Genomic DNA, 22,200 nt, shown 5'->3' with positions numbered 1-22,200 from the left:
GAATAAAGTTTTGATCCCGACACGGTGACAAGACTTCGAGAACGTGTCTGGAGACGCCCTCCCCCCGCCCTACCCTGCCTGCCCCGCCTCGCCGCGGGGCCGTCGTCCATGAACAAGAACAACATGAAAGCCGCGCGCGCGACCGTCGCTCGCCGCGTGTCCCTGTGGTCCAGCGCCGCGATCGCGGCGATGCTGGTGCTGATCTGCGGCGCCCTGTCCTGGGTGCTGACCGACCAGGCCCGCCAGCGCACGGTGGACTACATGTCGGCCGAGGCCGCCTCGGTGGCGCGCGTGGCCGATGCCCTGGACCGCACCGCGCGGGATTCGGCCAACCGCCTGTACGACGTGCTGGCCGGCGACTTCGAAGGCAGCCCCATCACGCAGGACGCCGATGGCGAGCTGAGCTTCAACGGCCACAAGCTCAACGGCAACTTCGACGCGGTGGACCGCTTCACGCGCCAGACCGGCGGCGTGGCGACGATCTTCGCGCGCAAGGGCACGGACGACTTCGTGCGCATCACCACGTCGCTGAAGAAGGAAGACGGCTCGCGCGCCGTCGGCACGACGCTGGATCGCGCCGGCGCCGCCTACGCCAAGCTGTCGGCGGGCGAGACCTATGTCGGTCCGGCCACGCTGTTCAAGGTGCCGTACATGACGCGCTACTCGCCGATCAAGGACGCGGGCGGCAAGGTCATCGGCATCCTGTTCATCGGCTTCGACATGCGCGGCCTGCAGGAGGAACTCGTGAAGATGGCCGACGCGGTCAAGCTCTACGACACCGGTGGCCTGTACATCCTGGATGCGGGCAAGACGCCGGCGGACGCGATGCTGCGCGCCCATCCGCGCGCGCAAGGCAAGAAGCTGTCGGAGCTGATGCCCGAGAACGACGCGCTCGCGCTGGTGAAGACGCTGACCGAGGACAAGGATGGCGTGCTGGAGTCGGTCCACGCGATCTATGGCGAGAAGTACCAGGACGCCTTCGCGGTGGCCCGCAAGTCCAACGCCACCGGCTGGTGGGTGGTGGCCGAGGCCTCGCGCTCGCAGGCGCTGGCGGTGCACAACCACACGCTGTGGACGCTGTGGGGGCTGGTGCTGACGACGGTGGTGCTGCTGGGCGTCGGCGTGACCTGGCTGCTGAACCTGTGGGTGGGCCGCCCGCTGGCCGACCTGAACACGGCGGTGGAAGCGGTCGCCGAGGGTGACCTGACGCAGCCGGTGCAGGTGCGCCGCGACGACGACCTGGGCGCGCTGGCGGCCGGCGTCGAGCGCATGCGTCAGCAGCTGGCGCGCACGATCACGGAAGTGCGTCAGGCCAGCGACAGCATCGGTACGGCCTCGGCCGAGGTGGCGGCGGGCAGCCGCGACCTGTCGATGCGCACCGAGCAGTCGGCCAGCCATCTGCAGGAGACGGCGTCCGCGCTGGAGGAGCTCGCGAGCTCCATGGGCCAGACGGCGGCGTCGGCGGAGCAGGCGCACCAGCTGGTGGGCGAATCGGACCGCGCGGCCCAGCGCGGTGGCGAGGTGGTGGCGCAGGTCGTCCACACCATGGACGAGATCAGCGCGGCAAGCCGCCAGATCGGCGACATCATCGGCACGATCGATTCGATCGCGTTCCAGACCAACATCCTGGCGTTGAATGCGGCGGTGGAAGCGGCGCGCGCGGGTGAGCAGGGGCGTGGGTTCGCGGTGGTCGCTGCGGAAGTGCGTCAGCTGGCGCAGCGCAGCGCGGAGGCGGCCAAGCAGATCAAGGGCCTGATCACGGCCAGCGGCGAGCGCGTGGAATCGGGCTCCCGCCTGGTGGGCGACACCGGCGCCGCGATGCAGGAGATCGTGACCAGCGTGCGTCGGGTGACGGACATCATCGGCGAGATCTCGACCGCGTCCCGCGAGCAGTCGCAGGGCGTGTCGCGCATCAACGGCGCGGTCGCGCAGTTGGACCAGGGGACGCAGCAGAACGCGGCGCTGGTCGAGGAAAGCACGGCGGCGGCCGAGAGCCTGCGGGAGCAGGCGCACCGGCTGGTCGAGCAGGTGGGGCAGTTCCGGGCCTGAGACGAAGTGCCTCGCGCTGACGCGCGAGGTGAGTCTGTCGCCCGCTTCCGCTGCGCGGCAGCGGGAGGCATGCAGGCTCGCTGACTTCGACCGCCCTCACCCCCAACCCCTCTCCCACTCCGTGGGCGAGGGGCCGCGTTGCGCTCAGCATCTCGCGGGGGGCAGGTCTTGTTCTGCAGGTCTGTCGCGCAGACGCCTGAGCGCCGCCCCCCTCGCCCGCATGCGGGAGAAGGAGCGGACAAGCTCCGCGCTGAATGCCCCCTCGCCCGCTTGCGGGAGAGGGTTGGGGAGAGGGTCTTTGGGGTCGCTCGCTACGGGCCCCCTCTCCCGCTGCGCGGGAGAGGGTCGGGGTGAGGGCCGTGGCACACCAGAGCCTGAGTTGCGCCCTCGCCCGCGCAGCGGGAGAGGAAGCCCATGACACCGAGCGCCTTGGCGCTCGGCACTCGAGGAGCGCGAAGACTCAGACCAGCACGCGCTCGATGCCCCCGTCGTTGGCCTTCGCCACATACGCCGGCATCCAGTCCTCGCCGAGGATCTTGCGGGCCATTTCCACGACGATGTAGTCCGCCTCCAGCAGGCCGTTCTGCATGTCCCCGCCGTAGCGGCTCAGGCCCTGCAAGCAAGACGGGCAGCTCGTGAGGATCTTCAGGTTTTCCTCCGCGCCGACCTTGCCGGCGTCGCGCAGCTGGGTTTCCGCCTTGCGCAGCTCCTCTTCCTTGCGGAAGCGGACCTGCGTCGACACGTCGGGGCGCGTCACGCCCAGCGTGCCGCTCTCGCCGCAGCAGCGCTCGCTCTTCATCACCTCGGGGCCGACCAGCGCCTTCACCGTCTTCATCGGCTCCTGCAGCTTCATCGGCGAATGGCAGGGGTCGTGATACAGATAGGCCTGCTTGCTGTCGAGCTGGATGCCCTTCTCCAGCAGGTACTCGTGGATGTCGACGATGCGGCAGCCCGGGAAGATCTCCTCGAACTTGTAGCCCTGCAGCTGGTCGTAGCAGGTGCCGCAGGACACCACCACCGTCTTGATGTCCAGGTAGTTCAACGTGTTGGCCACGCGGTGGAAGAGCACCCGGTTGTCCGTGATGATCTTCTCCGCCTTGTCGAACTGGCCGGACCCGCGCTGCGGATAGCCGCAGCACAGGTAGCCGGGCGGGAGCACCGTCTGCACGCCCGCGTGCCAGAGCATGGCCTGCGTCGCCAGGCCGACCTGGCTGAACAGGCGTTCCGATCCGCAGCCCGGGAAGTAGAAGACCGCTTCCGCATCCGCCGAGGTCTTCTTCGGATCGCGAATGATCGGGACGTAGTTCTTGTCCTCGATGTCGAGCAGCGCGCGCGCCGTCTTCTTCGGCAGCCCGCCGGGCAGCTTCTTGTTGATGAAGTGGATGACCTGCTCCTTGATCGGAGCGGTGCCCACGGTCGCCGGGGGCGCGCCGGTCTGCTTGCGCGCGACGCGCTTGAGCAGGCTGTTGGCCATGCGCTGCGCCTTGAAGCCGACGCCCACCATCGCAGCGCGGGCGACCTTGATGGTCTCCGGATTCGTCGCGTTGAGCATCAGCATCGCGGCCGCGTTGCCCGGACGGAAGCTCTTCTTGCCCATCTTGCGCAGCAGGTTGCGCATGTTCATGGTGACGTCGCCGAAGTCGATCTTCACCGGGCAGGGATTGACGCACTTGTGGCAGACCGTGCAATGGTCGGCCACGTCCTCGAACTCCTCCCAGTGCTTGATCGACACGCCGCGGCGGGTCTGCTCCTCGTAGAGGAAAGCCTCGACCAGCAGCGAGGTCGCGAGGATCTTGTTGCGCGGGCTGTACAGCAGGTTGGCGCGCGGCACGTGCGTCGCGCACACCGGCTTGCACTTGCCGCAGCGCAGGCAGTCCTTGATGGACTCGCTGATCGCGCCGATGTCGCTCTGCTGCATGATCAGCGACTCGTGCCCCATCAGCCCGAAGCTGGGCGTGTAGGCGTTGGTCAGGTCGGCGAAGGTGTTCTGGCCGCCATGGCCGCCCGTGCCGGGCCGCAGCAGCTTGCCCTTGTTGAAGCGTCCTTCCGGATCGACACGCGCCTTGTAGCCGGCGAAACCGGCCAGCTCGTCGTCGTTCAGGAACTCCAGCTTGGTGATGCCGATGCCGTGCTCGCCCGAGATGACGCCATCCAGCGAGCGCGCCAGCGTCATGATGCGGGCGACCGCCTCATGCGCGGTCTGCAGCATCTCGTAGTTGTCGGAGTTCACCGGGATGTTGGTGTGGACGTTGCCGTCCCCCGCGTGCATGTGCAGCGCCACCCACACGCGGCCGCGCAGCACCTCCTTGTGGATGCGCTTGCACTCCGCCACGATGGGCGCGAACGGGGCGCCGGCGAACAGGTCCTGCAGCGGCTTGAGGATCTGCCGGCGCCAGCTGGCGCGCAGCGTGTAGTCCTGCAGCTGCTCGAAGAACGAGCGCTCGCCGTCGCGCTCGACGTCGAGTTCCTGCATCCACTGGCGCCACTGGCGCTCGACCTCGTCCAGCAGCGTCAGCGCCTGCTGCACGCGGTCCTCGAGCAGCTCGGCGCTCGGGATCTCGCCCGCGTCGTCGCTCTTGCCCAGCGGCAGGTTGCCGGTCTCGAAGAACCCGCGCAGCGCGCCGACCAGGGCCAGCTTGTTGCGCAGCGAGAGCTCGATGTTGATGCGCTCGATGCCCAGCGTGTACTCGCCCATGCGGTGCAGCGGGATGACGACGTCCTCGTTGACCTTGAAGGCGTTGGTGTGCTTCGAAATCGCGGCCGTGCGCTTGCGGTCCAGCCAGAACTTCTTGCGCGCGTCGGCGCTGACGGCGACGAAGCCCTCGCCCGAACGGCCGTTGGCCAGGCGCACGACCTCGCTGGTGGCGCGGGCCACTTCATCGGCGTCGTCGCCGACGATGTCGCCGATCAGGACCATCTTGGGCAGGCCGCCGCGCTTGCTCTTGGTCGCGTAGCCGACCGCCTTCAGATAGCGGTCGTCCAGATGCTCCAGCCCGGCGAGGATGGCCCCGTTCGGCTTCTTCATCTCGCCGAACATGAAGTCCTTGATGTCGACGATGGACGGGACGCAGTCCTTGGGGTTGCCGAAGAATTCCAGGCAGACGGTGCGCACATGCGCCGGCATGCGGTGCACGATCCAGCGGGCGCTGGTGATCAGGCCGTCGCAGCCCTCTTTCTGGATGCCGGGCAGTCCGGCCAGGAACTTGTCGGTGACGTCCTTGCCCAGGCCTTCCTTGCGGAAGGTGCGGCCGGGGATGTCCAGGCGCTCGGTGCGCTCCAGCGTCTTGCCGGTGGCGTCGTAGTAATGCAGGTCGAAGCTGGCGACCTCCACGTCGTGGATCTTGCCGAGGTTGTGGTTGACGCGCACGACCTCCAGCCACTTCGCGTCCGGCGTGACCATGCGCCAGGAGGCGAGGTTGTCCAGCGCGGTGCCCCACAGCACGGCCTTCTTGCCGCCCGCGTTCATCGCGATGTTGCCGCCCACGCAGGAGGCCTCGGCCGAGGTCGGATCGACGGCGAAGACGAAGCCGTGCAGCTCGGCCAGATCGGACACGCGCTGCGTGACCACGCCGGCCTCGGTCCAGATCGTCGCGGTCGGCTGGTCCAGGCCCGGCAGCGAGACCATCTCGACGCCGCGCATGGCCTCGAGCTTCTCGGTGTTGATGACCGCGCTGTTCCAGACCAGCGGCACCGCGCCGCCGGTGTAGCCGGTGCCGCCGCCGCGCGGGATCACCGTCAGGCCCAGCTCGAAGCAGCCCGCGACCAGCGCGGCCATCTCGGCCTCGGTGTCGGGGGTCAGCACGACGAACGGGTACTCCACGCGCCAGTCGGTCGCGTCGGTCACGTGGGCCACGCGGGACAGGCCGTCGAACTTGACGTTGTCCTTGGCCGTCGTGCGGGCGAAGACCTTGGTCGCGCGCTTGCGCAGTTCGGCCACCTGCTCGAACTGGTGGGCGAAGGCGCCCACCGCCGCCTCGGCCGCGGTAAGCAGCTCGCCGACCCAGGCGTCGCGCTGGGCGTCGTCCTCGGGATGGCGGCGGCGCTGGACCTCGGTCAGGCGGTGGCGCAGCGCGCCGATCAGGGCCTCGCGGCGCTTGGGGTTGTCCAGCAGGTCGTCCTGCAGGTAGGGGTTGCGCTGCACCACCCAGATGTCGCCCAGCACCTCGTAGAGCATGCGCGCGGAGCGCCCCGTCTGACGCTCGCCGCGCAACTGGTCCAGCAGCTCCCAGGCACGGGCCCCGAGCAGGCGAAGGACGATTTCGCGATCGGAGAAGGAGGTGTAGTTGTACGGGATCTCGCGCAGCCGGACGGCGGGCGCGTGGGTCTGGGCGGGATCGCCGACCATCGCGGGGTCGGCGGGCATCGGCGGATGCGGTGCGTTCATGGCGGCCTGGTGCTCGCGCACCGGGAGTTGCGGCCTCGGGCGCCCTCGGGGACGCCGCGGCCTGGCTGGGGAAAAGCGAGAAGCGCCGCGACCGGACCTCGCCTCGGACTTGTGGTCCGCCGGAGCCGCTGGACACGGCGCCGGAACCGGCGTTGCGAAAGGCCGCGATCGCGGCCGGCCCGGACTGGGCAATGGGCGGAATCCTACCGCAGCGCCAGAGGGCAATCCCGGGCAGGGGGCTCTAAGTTCGCCGGTGTCACAATCCGCCGATAAGCTCGCCGGCCCGCCGCCGGAGCGTCCATCCGACGCCACCGACCCGGTCCGCAGAACCACCCTCCCGAGCATCGGAGACCCATGAAGCCCGTCAAGACCTCCCTGCTGGCCGCCGCGATCGCGACCGCCGCGCTGATGTCCCCCCTGAGCGCCTCGGCGCAGACCGAGATCCAGTGGTGGCACTCGATGAGCGGCGCGCTGGGCGACTGGGTCAACGACCTGGCCAAGGACTTCAACGCCAGCCAGAAGGACGTCAAGATCGTCCCGACCTACAAGGGCAGCTACGACGAGTCCATGGCCGGCGCCATCGCGGCCTTCCGCGCCGGCAACGCGCCCCACATCCTGCAGGTCTTCGAGGTCGGCACCGCCACCATGATGGCCAGCAAGGGCGCCATCGTCCCGGTCGGCCAGGTGATGCAGCAGGCCGGCGTCAAGTTCGACAACGCCGCCTACGTGCCCGCGGTGGCCGGCTACTACACCGCGCCGAACGGCCAGATGCTGAGCTTCCCGTTCAACAGCTCGACCACGGTCTTCCACTACAACAAGGACGCGTTCAGGGCCGCCGGCCTGGATCCCAACAAGCCGCCCAGCTCCTGGCCCGAGGTCGCCGCCGCGGCCGCCAAGCTCAAGGCCGCCGGCTCCAAGTGCCCGTTCACCACCAGCTGGGTCAGCTGGACGCAGCTGGAGAGCTTCTCCGCCTGGCACAACGTCGAGTACGCGACCAAGAACAACGGCTTCGGCGGCCTGGACGCGCGGCTGGTGTTCAACTCGCCGCTGCACGTGCGCCACATCGAGAACCTGGCCAACATGGCCAAGCAGGGCCTGTTCGTCTACAAGGGCCGCGGCAACGCCGCCGACTCCAGCTTCTTCTCGGGCGAGTGCGCCATGATGACGGGCTCCTCGGGCCTGTACGCCAACATCAAGAAGAACGCCAAGTTCGCCTCCGGCATCGCGCCGCTCCCGTATTACCCGGACGTTCCCGGCGCCCCGCAGAACACCGTCATCGGCGGCGCCAGCCTGTGGGTGATGTCGGGCAAGAAGCCGGCCGAGTACAAGGCCGTCGCCGCGTTCTTCCAGTACCTGTCCAAGGCCGAGGTGGCCTCCGAGAGCCACAAGCGCACCGGCTACCTGCCCGTGACCAAGGCGGCCTACGAGCTGACCGAAAAGAGCGGCTTCTACAAGGAGAACCCCGGCACCGACGTGGCGGTCCAGCAGATGATCCGCAAGACCACCGACAAGTCGCGCGGCGTGCGCCTGGGCAACTTCGCGCAGATCCGCACCGTGATCGACGAGGAACTCGAGCAGGTCTGGGCCGGCAAGCACACGGCCAAGGAAGGCCTGGACGCCTCGGTCAAGCGCGGCAACGAGTTGCTGGAGCGCTTCCAGAAATCCGCCAAGCTGTGATGCGCCTGTCCATGGTCAGGTCCCGCCTCGCGACCGCCGCGCGCCGGGCGCGCGCGGCCTTCTGAACCCGGAGCGATCTTGGCCCAGACCAAACGCGTGCTCTTTCGGTCCGGATTCCTGCCCTGGCTGCTGCTGGCACCGCAGGCGCTGGTGATCGGGCTGTTCTTCTTCTGGCCCGCGGCACAGGCCTTGCTGCAAAGTTTGCAGCAACAGGACGCCTTCGGCCTGTCCACCGAGTGGGTGGGCCTGGCCAACTTCGAGACGCTGTTTTCCGACTCGGGCTACCTCGTTTCCTTCAAGATCACCGCGGTCTTCTCGGTGCTGGTGGCGGTGCTGGGGCTGGGGCTCTCGCTGCTGCTGGCCACGATGGCCAACCGCGTCGTGCGCGGCGCGGGCCTCTACAAGACGCTGCTGATCTGGCCCTACGCGGTCGCCCCGGCGATCGCCGGCGTGCTGTGGGTGTTCATGTTCGCGCCCGGCATCGGGGTCGTCGCCTACGGACTCTCGCGCCTGGGCGTGGACTGGAATCACCTGCTGGACGCCAACCAGGCCATGGCGCTGGTCGTCATGGCCGCGGTGTGGAAGCAGGTCTCCTACAACTTCCTGTTCTTCCTGGCGGGGCTGCAGTCGATCCCCAAGTCGCTGATCGAGGCCGCGGCCATCGACGGCGCCGGCCCGTGGCGGCGTTTCTGGACCATCACCTTCCCGCTGCTCTCGCCCACGTCCTTCTTCCTGCTGGTGATCAACGTCGTCTACGCCTTCTTCGACACCTTCGGCATCATCGACGCGGCCACCCACGGCGGCCCCGGCAAGGAGACCGCGACGCTGGTCTACAAGGTCTACTACGACGGCTTCAAGGCGCTGGACCTGGGCGGCTCGGCCGCGCAGAGCGTGGTGCTGATGGCCATCGTGATCACGCTGACCGTCCTGCAGTTCCGCTTCGTCGAGAAGAAGGTCCAGTACTGACATGGTCGAGCGTCGCCCCGTCCTGACCGCGCTGTCGCACCTGATCCTGGTGCTGGGGGTGCTGGTCGTCGCCTTCCCGATCTACGTCGCCTTCGTCGCCTCGACGCACACCGCGTCCGAGGTGCTGCAGGCACCGATGCCGCTGCTGCCCGGCCCGCATCTGCTCGACAACTACGCCGCCGCGCTGTTCGGCAGCAACGGCGCCGGGTCGAAGGCCCCGGTCGGCCAGATGATGTGGGTCAGCTTCGTCACCGCGATGATCATCGCGGTGGGCAAGATCGCGATCTCGCTGCTGTCGGCCTTCGCGATCGTCTACTTCCGCTTCCCGCTGCGCAACGTCTTCTTCTGGGCCATCTTCGTCACGCTGATGCTGCCGGTGGAGGTGCGCATCGGCCCCACCTACCAGGTCGTGGCCGACCTCAAGATGCTGGACACCTACGCGGGCCTGACCGTGCCGCTGATCGCCTCGGCGACGGCGACCTTCCTCTTCCGGCAGTTCTTCCTGACCGTGCCCGACGAGCTGGTCGAGGCCGCCCGCATCGACGGCGCGGGGCCGCTGCGCTTCTTCCGCGACGTGCTGCTCCCGCTGTCCAGGACCAGCATCGCGGCGCTCTTCGTGATCCAGTTCATCTACGGCTGGAACCAGTACCTGTGGCCGCTGCTGGTCACCACCGACGAGCGCATGTACCCCGTGGTCATCGGCATCAAGCGGATGATCGGCGGCGGCGACGCGGCCAACGACTGGAACATCATCATGGCCACCGCGCTGCTGGCGATGATTCCCCCCGCGCTGGTCGTGGTGCTGATGCAGCGCTGGTTCGTCAAGGGCCTGGTCGACGCCGAGAAGTGATCCGGCCCCCGCCGCCCCGCCAGAACAACGAACGAGACGAAGAACGAGAGAGTCCCCGATGGCAAGCATCTCCCTGCGCAACGTGGTCAAGCGCTACGGTCACGGCGCCAAGGCCAACCCGGTGATCCACGGCGTGAACGCCGAGATCGCCGACGGCGAGTTCGTCGTCATCGTCGGCCCCTCGGGCTGCGGCAAGTCCACGCTGCTGCGCATGGTCGCGGGTCTGGAGGAGATCAGCGGCGGCGAGATCGCCATCGCCGACCGCGTCGTCAACCAGGTCGAGCCCGCCGACCGCGACATCGCGATGGTGTTCCAGAACTACGCGCTCTACCCGCACATGAGCGTCTTCGAGAACATGGCCTACGGCCTGAAGATCCGCAAGCTGCCGCCCGAGCAGATCCGCGCCCGCGTGGACAAGGCCGCCGGCATCCTGGAGCTGGGCCATCTGCTGGAGCGCCGGCCGCGCGAGCTGTCCGGCGGTCAGCGCCAGCGCGTGGCCATGGGCCGCGCGATCGTGCGCGATCCGCAGGTCTTCCTCTTCGACGAGCCGCTGTCCAACCTCGACGCCAAGCTGCGCGTGCAGACGCGGCTGGAGATCCAGAAGCTGCATCGCGAGCTGGGCGTGACCTCGCTCTTCGTGACCCACGACCAGGTCGAGGCCATGACGCTGGCGCAGCGCATCGTCGTCATGAACGCCGGCCGCATGGAGCAGTTCGGCACGCCGGAGGAGGTCTACGGCCGGCCGGCCACGACCTTCGTCGCGAGCTTCATCGGCTCGCCCGCGATGAACCTGCTCAAGGGGCGCGCGGAGGCGGACGCCGCGGGCGCGCGCTTCGTCATCGGCGACGTCGCCCTGCCGCTGCCGCATCCCGCGCCGCGGACCGGGGATCTGATCCTGGGCCTGCGGCCCGAGCACGCCCTGCCGCATGATGGGCAGGCCGTCGCCGCCGATGCGGCCGACATCGCGAGCTGGCCGCTGCGGGTCGAGATGGTCGAGATGCTGGGCGCCGAGCGCCTGGTCTACGGGCGGCTGGGCGACGCGGCCTTCACGCTGCGCATCGACGGGACCGACACGCCGCCCCGACCCGGCGACGTGGTGCTGCTGAAGGCGCCGGCCGAGCGGCTGCACTGGTTCGACGCCGCGACGGGACAACGGGTCGATTGAGCGGAGGCCCCATGAGCGACAGACACGACGCGACCGCCTCGATGGACGACGCCATCTGGCCCTGGTCCCTGCCCTTCTGGGTGGCGCACCGCGGCGCGGGCAAGCTGGCGCCGGAGAACACCCTGGCCGCCTTCCGCGAGGGCGCGCGCCACGGCTACCGCGCCTTCGAATGCGATGTGAAGCTCAGCGCCGACGGCGTCCCCTTCCTGCTGCACGACGCCACGCTGGACCGCACGACGCCGCAGCGCGGCCGCGCCGCGGACCTGACCTGGGGCGAGCTCTCGCGGCTGGACGCGGGCCGCTGGCACAGCCGCGCCTACGCGGGCGAGCCGCCGCCCAGCCTGGAGGCCATCGCGGCTTTCGTGCGCCGCAACCAGCACGCGCTGAACATCGAGATCAAGCCCACGCCCGGCGACGACTTCCGCACCGGCGAGGTCGTCGGCCGCGAGGTGCTGCGCTTGTGGGGCGAGACCGCGCCGGGCGCCGTGCTGTTCAGCAGCTTCCAGCCGGAGGCGCTGCGCGGCGCGCGCGAATCGGCGCCGCAGGTGGCGCGCGGGCTGCTGCTCGACAAGCTCGACGCCGACGACGCCTGGTTGGGTCTGGCCCAGTCGCTGGGCTGCCGCGCCGTCATCACGCATTACGCGCTGATGGACCAGGCGCTGGTCGCCCGGCTGCACGCGGCCGAGATGAAGGCCCTGGTCTACACCGTGAACGACGCCGCCGCGGCGCAATGGCTGATCGCCAACGGGGTCGACGGCATCATCACCGACGCGGTGGACCGCTTCAGCCCGACGGCCTGAGGACGCGATCGCGGGCTCAGCGCCCGGTCAGCTCGTCGAGCGAGGTCATCGCGTAGACGCAGCTGTCGCAGGGCTCGCCCCGCACGTCCAGCGCATCCCGGCGCAGCACGCCTTCCAGCGTGAAGCCGCAGCGCTCCGCCACGGCGCGGCTCGCCGCGTTGCGCGCGTCGGTGCGGATCTCCATGCGGCGCGCCCGCAGCGGCCCGAAGCCCAGCCGCACCAGCGCCGCCACCGCTTCGGTCACCAGACCTCGGCCGGCGCGGGTGGGCGTCAGCCAGTAGCCGATCTCGTAGCGCCGCACCTGCCAGTCCAGCGTGTGCAGCCCCGCGCCGCCGATCAACGCGCCCGCGCGGCCGTCGGGCTCGCGCTCGTGCAGGTAGTAGGCCAGGTGCTCGCGCTGCAGGAACTGCGCCTGCATGCGCCGCGCGATCGCCTCGGACTGCTCGACGCTGGGGGTCTCGTGCGCCCAGGGCATCCAGGGCTTGAGCGACTCCCGCGCCTCGAGCACCGTGCGGTTGAGCGCGACGCCCATGCCCGCGCGCGGCGCCAGCAGCAGCAGGCGTGGCGTCTCCAGACGCTCCGGCACGTCGATGAGCAGGGGATCGTCGGCGGTGGACTTGGCTCGCATCGTGGGGCGGCGTTCAGTTGCCGTTGACGGGTTGCAGATTCAGCGCGCCGGGCTGGGCTTCGGCGCCGAGCTCGACCTCTTCCTCGACCTTGGGCAGCTGGCGCACCGTGCGGATCGCCCGCAGCTGCCAGGCCAGCGCGGCCAGCAGCAGCGCGCCGATGCCGGCGAAGGCCAGGGCCGCGCGCAGGCTGACGTGCTCGCCCAGCCAGCCGCCGATCAGCGCGCCGGGGCCGGCGGGGATCAGGATCAGCCAGCGCATGGTGCTGGTCATGCGACCCAGCAGCGGGCCCGGCGTCACCGCCTGCCGCAGCGACAGGAAGTTGATGAAGATGAAGACCGCGCCGACGCCGAACATGAACAGCGTGAAGGCGAAGGCCGCGACGCCGGCCGCGTTGGCCGGCGCCACGCACAGCACGGACCAGCCGATGCCGCAGATCAGGAAGCCGCTGATCAGGCAGGGCCCGGGGCCGATGCGCGCGCTCACGCGGTGGCCGATCGCGCTGGCCAGCACGGTGCCCGCGCCCAGCGCGATGTAGGACAGGCCCACGCTCTGCGCCGACAGACCCAGCACCCGCGTCGCGAAGAGGATCTGCACCACCTGCGCCGCCTGGTTGAACATCTGCCAGCCGCCGACGGCGCAGGCCAGGCTCACCAGCATGGGCTTGCCGCGGACGAAGGCGATGCCGTCCTTGAGGTCGCGCCAGAAGTGGGATCCGTCGCCGCGATGCAGGGTCTCGGTGACCTTGACGCCGCGCAGGATCAGCGCCGACACCAGCAGCAGCAGCGCGTCCACGGCCAGCGCCAGCGGCGCGCCGACGAGCTTGATCAGCGCGCCCGCCACGCCGGGGCCGGCGACTTCCGCGCCCGAGGACGCGAGCGCATTCTTGGCGTGGGCCTCGACCAGGCGGTCGCGGCTCACCACCTGGGTGAGCACGATCTGGGAGGCGCTGCCCGCGATCGTGTACACGGTGCCCAGCAGGAAGCCGACGAAGTACAGCCAGGGCATGCCCAGCCAGCCCATCCAGGCGGCCACCGGCACGCTGGCGACGGCGACGGCCAAGGTCACCTCGCCCACGATGTAGACCGGCAGCTTGCGCACGCGGTCCAGCCACACGCCGGCGGGCAGCGAGAACAGCACGAAGGGCGCGAGCTCCATCGCGGTCAGCAGACCCATCTGCGTGGGCGAGGCGTGGAGCAGGATGGCCGCGGTCAGCGGCAGCGCCAGCAGCGTGATCTGCCCGCCCAGCGAGCTGATCAGGATGGACGTCCAGAGACGCCGGTAGACGAGGTTGCGCAGCAGGTCGCCGGCGGGCAGCCGGATCAGGTCCAGCAGGCGGTCGAGCAGTCGATCGAACGACGTGGAATGCCTCTTGGGCAGCATGATGAGACTCCGGAAGCGGCCTTCGCGTCGCGGGTGGCGTCGCGGGAGCCGGGCGGATCCGGCCTGGACCGCCGGATGCGCATGAATGCGATGAGACCTGGGAGAGAGGCGCCGCGCGGAGGATCGGCCGGGCCGATCGGGGCGGTCGCCGACGCGTGTCGCGCCTGCGCCGGAGCGCTACGGTCGTCGCATCAAGGGACCGAGGCCGCGAGCGCGCACCGACGCCACGGCGTCGGGTTTGGTGCGGTCGAGCAGCTTGGTCATGGTCGATGGGTGGGCCGGGAGGGCCTGCCGTCCAGTGAGATGTCGGGATTCCGGGGAGGAATGAGGCGCGATGCTATCAGCGCCCTCGGGCGCTCGGCAAGTGAGAAAGGGCATGGGGCCTCGCGTCCCGCGAGCCCCTGCCCTTCGGCCTCGTCGGCCCTGTCAGCCCCGGATCGCGCCAGCGCCCGGTACCGGGTTCGGGCTCGGGTTCGGGTTTTGAGTTCTGGGTTCCGACTCACCAGATGCGGACCACGAGGGTGCCGTCGGCCTCGACGTCGGTGATCTCGAAGCGCAGGCCGCCGGGCAGCGGATCGGTGAAGACCTCGCCTCGGCTCAGCGCCGCGTCGACGAAGCCGCTGGAGCCGTTGGTCGTGCCCGGATGCAGGTCCAGCAGGAAGGTGCTGCCCGAAGGTCCGGGCCCCGCGTCGCCCTGGCGGATCAGCAGGCCGTTCACCGTGGTGTCCGTCACGCCGTGGTGGATCGAGCCGACGATGAAGTTGTCGAAGGCGCCGCCGCAGGCGATGCGCGTCTCCAGCCAGTAGTCGCGGCCGGTCGTCGTCGAGGCCAGCCGCAACGCGCGCGGCGCGCCGTTCGGCGTCGAGCAGTACAGCGGCCGAAGCCGGTATTGGCCCGGCCCGGTCACCACCTGGACCTCGCCCGCCGCCATCCAGCCGAGGTCGTGGACGCGGGACGCGGCGAACAGCCGCGGGTTGGGATCCATGGGGCTGTGGTCGTCGCCGGGCGCGGGGCCGGGATTCGACACCCGGCCCGTGCTGCCCATGCCGTCGGTGGGATCGCCCTGGACGTCCTCGGTGCAGCTCGTCGACAGTGCCGCGCGCTGCCCCGCGGCGTCGACGCAGGTGAGCGTGCGCGCATGGCCGAGGCCGAGGTTGTGGCCCATCTCGTGGACCAGCGTGCGCAGCGTCAGCGGCGAGGTCGCCGGGCTGTCCGTCTTGTCGAAGTAGACGACGCGCCGGCTGCGATTGACCTTGCCCACCGTGCCCACGGTGCCGACCGCGTTCGAGCAGCCGGACACCTTGGGCGAGATGTAGATGGTCGTGTCGTAGCCGCCCTGGTCGAAGCCCAGCTTGGCCGCCTCGACCCGGGCCGCCTTGCCCCAGGCGTCGCCGGTGCACTCGGTGCCCGTCGGATCGGGGATGGTCACCTCGATCACGTCGCCCGCCGCGATGGGCGTGTCCGCGGGCACCAGGTCGCGGGTCGTCACGTTCAGGCGACCGCCCGACTGGAGCCAATAGAAGGTCCGGAGACTGGGGCCGCGGCTCGAGAACAGCGCCGCCTGCAGCTCGGCGACCGAGCGCTGGTTGCGGCGAGTCGGTGTCGACACCAGGATGCCGAGGACGGTCCGGTCGACCACGGCGGGGGGCTCGCCGGTCGACGGGAGCTCGAGCGGCGGGCTCGGCGAGGGGGAGGGCGTCAGGGGCGGCGTGGCTTCCGTGTCTGAGGCCGGCGACGGCGCAGGTGGCTGCGCGGGCGCGGGTGCCGGCGGGGGCGACGGGGACGGCGCGGGAGAGGCCGGATCGGACGCGGGCGTCGGCGGCGGCTCGGGCGACGTGGCGGGGCCGCCGCCGTCGATGTCCGTCTCCGGGGCGGCCTCCGAGGCAGCCGTCGAGACGGGATCCGGCACGACCGGCGACACGGGTGTCGGTGTCGCGGCCGCCGGCGGCGAATCGGTCGCCCCCGTGCCGCCGCCACAGGCGGTCAGCACGAGAAGGGCGCACAGGGCAAGGCCCGGCGCGGCGGTCGGGATCGACGGGGTCATGGCGCTTCCAGCTCACGTGAAGGAAGCCCCGCTAGTGCTCGACCCGGCCGGCCTGTTCCAACTCAGGCCCGATGAGTTCTCCCGACGCCGCGCGGCCTTGACCGATGTCCGGTCCGCTCGCGCGGGCGCGTCGTCACCAGCCCACGGCGGCGCCGTCGCGGCGGGGATCGCTCGCGGCGACGTAGCCCTCCTGCGCCGGGTCGCCCAGGCGCCAGATGAACTGGCCGGCGCCGAAGTCCTGGTAGCTGTCGCTGATCTCGGCGATCTGATGGCCCAGCGCGCGCAGGCCGGCGACGGCCTCGGGATTCATCGTCGCCTCGACGTTGAGGGCCAGCCCCGCGTTGTAGCGCCAGCGCGGCGCGTCGCAGGCGGCCTGCGGATGTTGGCGGTAATCGAGCATGCGCACCAGTGTCTGCATATGCCCTTGCGGCTGCATGTTGGCGCCCATCACGCCGTAGCTCATCTGCGGCTGGCCGTCCTTCATCAGGAAGGCCGGGATGATGGTGTGGAAGGGGCGCTTGCCCGGCGCGACCACGTTGGCATGGCCCGCCTCGCGGGTGAAGCCGTGGCCGCGGTTCTGCAGCGACAGCCCGTAGCCCGGCACCACCACGCCCGAGCCGAAGCCGTGATAGTTGCTCTGGATGAAGCTGACCATCATGCCGTTCTCGTCGGCGGCGGTCAGGTAGATGGTGCCGCCCTTCACCGGATTGCCGGCCTGGAAGTCCTGCGCACGACGGAGGTCGATCAGCTTGGCGCGCTCGGCGAGGTAGGCCGGGTCCAGCAGCTCGGACGCCTGCACCTGCATCGTGCGGGCATCGCTGACATAGCGGTAGGTGTCGGCGAAGGCGAGCTTCATCGCCTCGATCTGCACGTGCTGCGAGAGCGCGCTGTCCACCGGCATGGACGCGACATCGAAGTGCTTGAGGATGCCCAGCGCGATCAGCGCCGCGATGCCCTGCCCGTTGGGCGGGATCTCGTGCAGCTGGTGGCCGGCGTAGTCCATGGAGATCGTGTCGACCCACTCCGGCGTGTAGGCGGCGAAGTCCGCGGCGGTGATCGCGCCGCCGGTCTCGCGCGCGAAGGCGGCGGTGGCCTCGGCGATCTCGCCGCGGTAGAAGGCCTCGCCCTGGGTCTCGGCGATCAGGCGCAGCGTGCGCGCCGCGGCGGTGAAGCGGAACAGCTCGCCCACCTCCGGCGCCCGGCCCTTGGGCAGGAAGGCCTCGGCGAAGCCCGGCTGGGTGGTCAGGTCCGACAGCGCGGCGGCCAGGCGCCACTTGCCCTGCACCACCACCGGCACGGCATAGCCGCGCTCGGCGATCTCGATGGCCGGCGCCATCAGGTCGGCGAAGGGCAGCTTGCCGTAGCGCTTGCTCAAGGCGACCCAGCCGCCCACCGCGCCCGGCACCGTGACCGCATCCCAGCCGCGCAGCGGCAGGGCGTGACCGTCGCCATGCCGGCGATCGAAATAGTCCGGCGTCCAGGCCTGCGGCGCGTGGCCCGAGGCGTTCAGGCCCTGCAGGGACTTCCCGTCCCACACGATGGCGAAGGCGTCCGAGCCCAGGCCGTTGCTGCAGGGCTCGACCAGCGTCATGCAGGCGGCCGTGGCGATGGCGGCGTCCACCGCGTTGCCGCCCTGGGCCAGGATGCGCAGCCCCGCCTGCGCGGCGAGCGGGTGGGAGGTCGACACGACGTTGCGCGCGAACAGCGGGCTGCGCTGACTGGGATAGCCGCGCGTCCAGTCGAAGGCGTGGGAAGTGGACATGGACGGTCTCCTGGGCCGATCGGCCGGATGGTTCTGATGGGAGCTGACGAGACTTGAACGCGAGGGCGGCGTCCCGTCCGGTGCCCGCGATCTTGCCCGATGCCCCCTTGCGCCGACAGCGCGCAACACCTGACCCGGGCGCGACGCGTGCGATGAACGTAACGCATTGCAAAGCTGACTCCGTGTGTCAACACACATGGAACCAACGCCGTTGTTCGCTCACCTTGTTCAACCCGCTGGAGTAACCCAGATGCAAGCCTTCAAGACCGTCAAGACCCTGGCCCTGATCCCCGCCCTGCTGATTGCCGGCGTCGCGATGGCCCAGACCCCTGCCGCCACCCCGGCTGCTCCGACCACGCAAGCGGCCCCCGCCGCCGCTGCCGCGCCGGCTTCGGACGCCAAGGCCGAGCACAAGGGCAAGCATCACAAGGCCGGCGAAAAGAAGGCCGCACACAAGAAGGCCGCCAAGGCCGAGAAGCCCGCCGAAGGCGCTTCCGCCGCCAAGTAAGCCGACCCGCGGGTCGACCGCGCCGGCCCAGTGAGCCGGCGCCCCGGAGCCACCCAGCGTGGCTCCAAAAACGAGAAACCGCAGCACCGGGTCACCCGGTCTGCAGTTTTTCTTTTGTCCTCCAGGGACGCGGCGGCGGGTGGCGCCCGGCGCCGTGAAAGGAATCGGGGGCCCCGGAGGCCCTCAGGCCACCAGCGCGATCGGGATGATGCGGGCGGGGGTCGAGCAGGTCACGCCGTGGGAGGCGGCGCAGGCGCGCAGCGCCTCGTCGAAGACCTCGCGGGCGCAGTCATGGCAGGCGCCGCAGGCCGAGGCCACCTGGGTCTCGTCCTGCAGGACATCGAAGTTGTGGACGCCGTCGGCCACGGTGCGGCGGATGTCGCGGTCGGAAACTCGGTGGCAGAGACAAACGATCATGGCGTCGGCGAATCAGGCGGAACCTGGGATGACCGAGATACTAACGTAAACGCGAATTCCTCTCAATTAGCCCTTCGCGGCGTCGGAGAAACGCCGGTGACATCGTTCACGTCGCCCGGCGGCAGCGGGCGCCATCCCTGGCCCGGACGCAAAAAAGCCCCGACCAGCGGGGCTTCCAAAGCATGAGCGTGGCTGGCGGTCAGCTGGCGTCGCCCATCTGGCTCTGCAGCCAGTTCTGTTCACCGACCTGGGCGATCAGCTCGATCTGCGTCTCCAGGTGGTCGATGTGTTCCTCGGTGTCGGACAGGATCTCTTCCAGCACTTCGCGCGAGACGTAGTCACGGACCGACTCGCAGTAGGCGATGGCTTCCTTGAGCAGCGGATGGCTGCCCATCTCGATCTTCAGGTCGCAGTGCTGGACCTCGACGGCGTTCTCGCCGATGTACAGCTTGCCCAGGTCCTGCAGGTTCGGCAGGCCTTCCAGCATCAGGATGCGATCCATCAGCTTGTCGGCGTGCTTCATCTCCTCGATCGACTCGGCGTACTCGTGCTTGGCCAGCTTCTCGAAGCCCCAGCTCTTGAGCATGCGGTAATGCAGGAAGTACTGGTTGATCGCGGTGAGCTCGTTCTTCAGCTGCGCGTTCAAGTACTCGATGACCTTGGCGTCGCCCTTCATGTTCTTCTCCTCGAGGAAATCCGTTGAATGGCGCGCATTGTCTCCATCCCACACCGTCTGTGGGGGCAAGACCCGCCCCCCACGCTCTGCATGCGAAGCGTTCGCAGCACGTTTCCGGTTCACCGCGCCCATCCCGCTGGCGGTCCCCACCCGAGGTCGACAAAGAAAAAATCGCTATCGGCGCGATTCAAGGTTGCTATTGCGAATCGTTCTCATTAAGATGCTTCACATGACTGCCTACCACCACACCCACACCGAGGCCCTGCAGGCCGCCGCGCTGGATGGCGCGCGCGTCGTCACAGGATCGCCGCGCGTCGAAGCGGCTGCCATCGCCCAGCGTCGCCGCATCAGCAGCCAGGCCTTGCTGGGCAACGAGCGCGAGATCGAAATCGAGCACGCCGGCAGCCTCTATCGCCTGCGCGTGACCTCGCTGGGCAAGCTGATCCTGACCAAGTGAGCCGCCCGGCGCGGCGATCCGTGTCGGCCCGGCCCTGCCGGCACCGATCGCCGCGTCCCGCGGTCCCCGCCACCGCCACCACGTTCCGCCGACCAGACCGCTGACGCCACGCCGGCCGCGCCTGGTCCCGCATTCCAGAAGAACCAGAACCGGGACGTCGCGAGACGCCCGCCGCACCAGCCCGCGACGCGCCAGCCCGTGCGAGATCCGATAACGACAAGGACCTCGTCACCATGCTTCTGCGCCGCACGCCCGTCGCGCTCGCCCTCTCGTTGGCATTCCCGCTCGCATTTGCCCAGGCACAGACCTCGCCCCAGGCACAGCCGCCCGCCGCGCCGGCCTCCGGCGCCAGCACCGACCAGCCGCGGCAGCTCGGCGAGCTGACCGTCTCCGCGACGCGGACCGAGCGCTCGGTCGACGCCGTGCCCAACACCGTCACGGTGAAGAACCGCCGGCAGCTCGAGCGCCGCGACGCGCGCGACCTGAAGGATCTGCTGTCCGACGAAGTCGACATCGACGTCCCCGCCATGGCGGCGCGCTTCACCGCGGTGGGCTCCTCGCTGGGCCGCGCCGGCAACGAAGGCCTGAACATCCGCGGCCTGGAAGGCAACCGCGTGCTCATGATGGTGGACGGCATCCGCGTCCCGCAGAGCTTCTCCTTCGGCCCGTTCTACAGCGGCCGCGCCGACTTCGTCGACCTGAGCAGCCTGGCCGGCGCCGAGGTCCTGCGCGGCCCCACCTCGACGTCCTACGGCAGCGACGGCCTGGCCGGCGCGCTGAGCCTGCGCACCCTGTCGCCCGAGGACCTGCTGGTCGACGGCAAGACCTTCGCCGGCACCGCGCGTATCGGCTTGGCGACCGTGGACAACGCCAAGTACGCGAGCGCCGCGCTGGCTTTCGGCTCGGGCGACTGGAGCAGCCTGGTGCAGGCCTCGGTGCGCCGCGGCCACGAGACCAGGAACCGGGGCGACGACGGCCGTCCCAACGAGCTCCGCACGAAACCCAACCCGTCGGACATCGACACCGACAGCGTCATGGCCAAGCTGGGCTACCGCATCGACGCCCACCACCGCCTGATGGGCACGGTCGAGTACCGCCAGCGCAAGACCGACACCGACGTGCTGAGCGCCATCACCACCAGCGGCACGGTGCTGGGCACGCAGGCCAGCGACAAGCTTGAGCGCGGCCGCGTCTCGCTGGAGCACCGCTACGAGGACCTGAACGCGCCGTGGGTGCAGCAGGTCGTCACCAACGTCTACCTGCAGGACAGCGAGACGCGCCAATGGTCCTTCGAGGACCGCAGCACCGCCGCCGACCGCACCCGCACCGGCACCTACAAGGAACGCCTGATCGGGCTGAGCACCCAGGCGCAGACGCAGCTGGCCCACCAGCGCCTGAGCTACGGCATCGACGCCAGCCGCAACCAGGTGCGCGCGCTGCGCGACGGCACGCCCAACACCGGCGAGTTCCCCAACAAGCCCTTCCCCGACACCACCTACACGCTGGCGGGCGCCTTCGTGCAGGACGAGATCGAGGCAGGCGACTTCACCGTCATCCCGGCCCTGCGCTTCGAGCACTACAAGCTCTCGCCCAAGTCCGCCGGCTACACCGGCAACGCGGTCACGCTGAGCGACCAGGCCGTCACGCCGCGGCTGGGCGTGATCTGGCGCGCCTCGCCGCTGGTGCAACCGTATGTGCAGTGGTCGCAGGGCTTCCGCGCGCCGGCGCCGGACCAGGTCAACAACAGCTTCTCCAACCCCGCGCAGGGCTACGTCAGCATCGCCAATCCGAATCTGAAGCCCGAGCACGCCAACAGCTGGGAGCTGGGCCTGCGCGGCCGCCTCGACGAGACGCTGCGCTGGCAGCTGAGCGCCTACGACAACCGCTACCGCGACTTCATCTCGCAGGAAGTGGTCGGCGGCTCGTTCCGGCCCAGCGACCCGGCGGTGTTCCAGTACATCAACCTGGAGCAGGCCCGCATCAAGGGCGTGGAGGCGCGCATCGTCTGGGACGTGCTGCCCGGTCTGAACCTGAACGCCGCCGTGGCGAAGTCGCGCGGCCACAGCATCCGCAACGGCGTCGAGACGCCGCTGGACAGCGTGCAGCCGCTGCGCGGCAAGCTCGGCGCGCGCTACGAGACCGGCCCCTGGGCCATGGACGCGACCTGGGTGCACAGCTCGGGCAAGAAGCCGTCCGATGTCAGCGCGGCCACGCTGTTCACGCCGAAGAAGTACGACGTGATCGACCTGGGCGGCGAGTACCGGTTCGACAAGACCTTCCGCATCACCGCGGCCATCACCAACCTCTTCGACAAGAAGTACTGGCGCTGGAGCGACGTCAACGGCGTCGCCAACGACGCCAAGTCGCTGTCGACCATCGACGCCTTCACCGCCCCCGGCCGCGCCCTGCAGGTGTCCCTGCGCGCCGATTTCTGAC

At 69.7% G+C, this 22,200-nt stretch carries 16 protein-coding genes; 9 read left to right on the top strand and 7 right to left on the bottom strand.

Features of this window, described 5'->3' with window-relative positions:
• Nucleotides 1–123 precede the first annotated feature (123 nt).
• Entirely contained in the window at nt 124–2,049 is a 1,926-nt protein-coding gene (locus MCHT01_RS27875) for a methyl-accepting chemotaxis protein (RefSeq protein WP_067068529.1), read from the top strand.
• Between the two features lie 460 nt (nt 2,050–2,509).
• Here MCHT01_RS27875 and MCHT01_RS21480 read toward each other — a convergent pair whose 3' ends face one another.
• Nucleotides 2,510–6,433 carry a DUF3683 domain-containing protein gene (locus MCHT01_RS21480; RefSeq protein WP_067068693.1) on the bottom strand — a complete coding sequence of 1,308 codons (3,924 nt, stop codon included), beginning with the start codon at nt 6,431–6,433 and terminating at the stop codon, nt 2,510–2,512.
• A gap of 354 nt (nt 6,434–6,787) precedes the next feature.
• Between MCHT01_RS21480 and ugpB the strand changes: the two genes are divergently transcribed.
• The 5 genes from ugpB to ugpQ all read left to right on the top strand — a co-directional run bounded on the left by ugpB (nt 6,788) and on the right by ugpQ (nt 11,891).
• Nucleotides 6,788–8,110, top strand: coding sequence for a sn-glycerol-3-phosphate ABC transporter substrate-binding protein UgpB (ugpB, locus tag MCHT01_RS21475; RefSeq protein WP_067068526.1), 1,323 nt, complete (start codon nt 6,788–6,790; stop codon nt 8,108–8,110).
• A gap of 78 nt (nt 8,111–8,188) precedes the next feature.
• Entirely contained in the window at nt 8,189–9,076 is an 888-nt protein-coding gene (gene ugpA, locus MCHT01_RS21470) for a sn-glycerol-3-phosphate ABC transporter permease UgpA (protein ID WP_067068523.1), read from the top strand.
• A gap of 1 nt (nt 9,077) precedes the next feature.
• Nucleotides 9,078–9,926, top strand: coding sequence for a sn-glycerol-3-phosphate ABC transporter permease UgpE (gene ugpE / locus MCHT01_RS21465; protein ID WP_067068520.1), 849 nt, complete (start codon nt 9,078–9,080; stop codon nt 9,924–9,926).
• 58 nt (nt 9,927–9,984) lie between these two features.
• The gene (locus MCHT01_RS21460; RefSeq protein ID WP_067068518.1) at nt 9,985–11,091 is read left to right on the top strand and encodes a sn-glycerol-3-phosphate import ATP-binding protein UgpC; all 1,107 of its coding nucleotides are present in this window, start codon (nt 9,985–9,987) and stop codon (nt 11,089–11,091) included.
• Nucleotides 11,092–11,102: 11 nt separating this feature from the next.
• Entirely contained in the window at nt 11,103–11,891 is a 789-nt protein-coding gene (gene ugpQ, locus MCHT01_RS21455) for a glycerophosphodiester phosphodiesterase (protein ID WP_245643506.1), read from the top strand.
• Between the two features lie 16 nt (nt 11,892–11,907).
• Here the strand turns inward: ugpQ and MCHT01_RS21450 are convergent, their stop codons facing one another.
• The 4 genes from MCHT01_RS21450 to MCHT01_RS21435 all read right to left on the bottom strand — a co-directional run bounded on the left by MCHT01_RS21450 (nt 11,908) and on the right by MCHT01_RS21435 (nt 17,706).
• Nucleotides 11,908–12,519, bottom strand: coding sequence for a GNAT family N-acetyltransferase (locus tag MCHT01_RS21450; RefSeq protein WP_067068515.1), 612 nt, complete (start codon nt 12,517–12,519; stop codon nt 11,908–11,910).
• A 13-nt stretch (nt 12,520–12,532) separates the two neighbouring features.
• On the bottom strand, nt 12,533–13,900 hold the full coding sequence (locus MCHT01_RS21445) for an MFS transporter (protein ID WP_084453172.1): 1,368 nt from the start codon (nt 13,898–13,900) through the stop codon (nt 12,533–12,535).
• A gap of 499 nt (nt 13,901–14,399) precedes the next feature.
• A complete protein-coding gene (locus tag MCHT01_RS21440) occupies nt 14,400–15,944 on the bottom strand; it encodes a hypothetical protein (protein ID WP_148661654.1) in 1,545 nt (514 codons plus the stop codon).
• Nucleotides 15,945–16,077: 133 nt separating this feature from the next.
• Nucleotides 16,078–17,706, bottom strand: coding sequence for a gamma-glutamyltransferase family protein (locus MCHT01_RS21435; protein WP_067068509.1), 1,629 nt, complete (start codon nt 17,704–17,706; stop codon nt 16,078–16,080).
• 250 nt (nt 17,707–17,956) lie between these two features.
• Between MCHT01_RS21435 and MCHT01_RS21430 the strand changes: the two genes are divergently transcribed.
• Complete coding sequence (locus MCHT01_RS21430; RefSeq protein ID WP_067068506.1) at nt 17,957–18,214, top strand: hypothetical protein; 258 nt, start codon at nt 17,957–17,959, stop codon at nt 18,212–18,214.
• A 183-nt stretch (nt 18,215–18,397) separates the two neighbouring features.
• Here the strand turns inward: MCHT01_RS21430 and MCHT01_RS21425 are convergent, their stop codons facing one another.
• Both MCHT01_RS21425 and bfr read right to left on the bottom strand, forming a co-directional pair.
• On the bottom strand, nt 18,398–18,631 hold the full coding sequence (locus MCHT01_RS21425; RefSeq protein ID WP_084453170.1) for a (2Fe-2S)-binding protein: 234 nt from the start codon (nt 18,629–18,631) through the stop codon (nt 18,398–18,400).
• 199 nt (nt 18,632–18,830) lie between these two features.
• Nucleotides 18,831–19,307, bottom strand: coding sequence for a bacterioferritin (bfr, locus tag MCHT01_RS21420; protein WP_067068504.1), 477 nt, complete (start codon nt 19,305–19,307; stop codon nt 18,831–18,833).
• A gap of 229 nt (nt 19,308–19,536) precedes the next feature.
• Between bfr and hemP the strand changes: the two genes are divergently transcribed.
• Together hemP and MCHT01_RS21410 are read left to right on the top strand one after the other, a co-directional pair.
• Nucleotides 19,537–19,764 (top strand): hemin uptake protein HemP, encoded by a 228-nt coding sequence (hemP, locus tag MCHT01_RS21415; RefSeq protein ID WP_084453168.1) that lies wholly within the window; start codon nt 19,537–19,539, stop codon nt 19,762–19,764.
• Nucleotides 19,765–19,997: 233 nt separating this feature from the next.
• Nucleotides 19,998–22,199, top strand: coding sequence for a TonB-dependent hemoglobin/transferrin/lactoferrin family receptor (locus MCHT01_RS21410; RefSeq protein WP_067068502.1), 2,202 nt, complete (start codon nt 19,998–20,000; stop codon nt 22,197–22,199).
• The last annotated feature ends 1 nt before the right edge of the window (nt 22,200 follow it).

Source organism: Mitsuaria chitosanitabida ATCC BAA-476 = NBRC 102408 (genome assembly GCF_001598255.1).
GTDB lineage: Bacteria > Pseudomonadota > Gammaproteobacteria > Burkholderiales > Burkholderiaceae_C > Roseateles > Roseateles chitosanitabidus.
This window is presented reverse-complemented; position numbering and strand designations above follow the sequence as displayed.